The organism is Caenispirillum salinarum AK4 (assembly GCF_000315795.1).
GTDB classification, from domain to species: domain Bacteria; phylum Pseudomonadota; class Alphaproteobacteria; order Rhodospirillales; family Rhodospirillaceae; genus Caenispirillum; species Caenispirillum salinarum.
On record NZ_ANHY01000050.1, the window covers coordinates 1 to 1,037 of the forward strand.

1 protein-coding gene and 1 pseudogene are annotated in these 1,037 nt (G+C 68.7%); both read right to left on the reverse strand.

Annotation, left to right across the window (positions count from 1 at the left end):
- Positions 1-189, reverse strand: a pseudogene (locus C882_RS25870) (transposase); the annotation flags it as partial.
- Between the two features lie 249 nt (positions 190-438).
- A complete protein-coding gene (locus C882_RS22620; RefSeq protein ID WP_009543019.1) occupies positions 439-948 on the reverse strand; it encodes a winged helix-turn-helix domain-containing protein in 510 nt (169 codons plus the stop codon).
- Positions 949-1,037: the final 89 nt, after the last annotated feature.

The window sequence follows — 1,037 nt, forward strand, 5'->3', positions numbered from 1 at the left end:
CTGAAAGATGCGATCTGACAGCCAATTGTCCTTGAGGTGCTGCCACAGGCGCTCGATCGGGTTGAGTTCTGGCGAATAGGGCGGCAACGGCACCAGCGTCATGTTGGCGGGAACGGAGAGCTTGCCGGAGACGTGCCAGCCGGCCTGGTCCATGATGACGACAGCATGTCGGTCGTGCGGGATGGCGGCGCCGAGTTCGGCGAGGAAAGGCGTTCATGGCGGCGGTACTGACATGGGTGCAGACCAGGGCCTCGCCGGTGTCGCGCTCCGGGCAGACGGCGCCGAAGATCCAGGCGGAGCGGAAGCGGTGGTCGCGCAGGCCCCGCGGCCGCTGACCCCTGGCGAACCACCGGCGCGTCAGCCGGCCCTTCTGCCCGACACGGCTCTCGTCGGTGAACCAGACTTCCAGCCGCTTGTCCGTGGTTGCGGCGATCTCCTTCAGCACCCGGGGGAAGTTTTTTTGAATGCCGCCTGGGCTTTCGGGTCGCTCGACGGATGCGCCGGGCGCACGGACATCCAGGCGATGTCGAGCCGCTTCAGCAGATCGGCGAGGCCGCTGACGCTGTAGCGGACACCGAAACGCTGTTCGATCAGCCGTTGCAGGTCCTTCAGCCGCCAGCGGCGCACGCCATCCCGCTCGGGATCAGGACCGCGGAAGACAAGGGCGCGCAGGGTCGCCTGCTCGCCGGGGCTCAGCCGCTCCTTCGGGCCCCGCCCCGGCCGGTCGTGCAGGCCGGCGAGGCCTTCGGCGTTGTACCGGACAACCGCGTCGCGCAGCGCCTGGCGCTCCATGCCGGCAAGCCGAGCCGCCTCGGCCCGGCTCATCCCCTCAAGGGCGTTGGCGATCGCGATCATCCGCGCCGCCGCCCGCCCGTCACGCTCACGTCGCGCCAGCCGCCGCAACTCGTCCGGCGTCCGGTCATCCCTGATCTTGAGTGCGTTCCACATGGGCTCTCCCAAATCTGGCGGAGCCCATCGAATCACGGCCGGACGCGTTTGGGAACCTCCGGCGAGTCAGTGCCCGTCGGATTTGGTAT

Bases quoted from the DNA above. Each gene is read 5' to 3' on its own strand.
- C882_RS22620 (WP_009543019.1), bottom strand. From the start codon at position 948: ATGTGGAACGCACTCAAGATCAGGGATGACCGGACGCCGGACGAGTTG.